The organism is Gluconobacter sp. P1D12_c, assembly GCF_018812105.1.
In the GTDB taxonomy this organism is placed as follows: domain Bacteria; phylum Pseudomonadota; class Alphaproteobacteria; order Acetobacterales; family Acetobacteraceae; genus Gluconobacter; species Gluconobacter oxydans_A.
This window is the reverse complement of sequence record NZ_JACSIQ010000285.1, coordinates 1-527: the sequence shown is the minus strand read 5'-3', so window position 1 is coordinate 527 and position 527 is coordinate 1. Positions and strand designations below refer to the sequence as shown.

The following is a 527-nucleotide window of genomic DNA, read 5'->3' as shown; positions in this document are numbered from 1 at the left end:
GCAGCTTGGTTTCTTTGATGTTGAAGAGCGTTTGACTCGCTTGAGCGGGCTTGGCGATCAGCTCGAAGCGCTTTCCCGGACTGTGGATTTTGAAGTGTTCCGTCCTGATCTGGAGAAGGCACTGGCCTATTCAGATGGAAGCAAAGGCGGGCGACCGCCATTTGATCCGGTGCTGATGTTCAARATCCTGGTGATCCAGACGTTGAACAATTTGTCTGATGAGCGGACGGAATATCTGATCAACGATCGCCTGTCGTTCATGCGCTTCCTTGGGCTGGGGCTTTCAGATCGTGTTCCTGATGCCAAAACACTCTGGCTGTTCCGTGAGCGCCTGACGCAGGTGGGAGCGATCGAGGGTCTGTTCAACCGTTTTGACGCGACCCTGCGGCACGCCGGCTATCTGCCGATGTCGGGCCAGATCCTGGATGCAACGCTGGTGGCGGCTCCAAAGCAGCGCAACACGAACGCCGAGAAAGCCGATCTCCGGGCAGGCCGTATTCCCGAAGACTGGCAGGACAAGYCGKCAA

At 56.9% G+C, this 527-nt stretch carries 1 protein-coding gene; it reads left to right on the top strand.

The features are described from left to right. The coding region (locus KP705_RS16765; protein WP_215765075.1) for a transposase at positions 1–527 on the top strand (527 nt) is incomplete at both ends.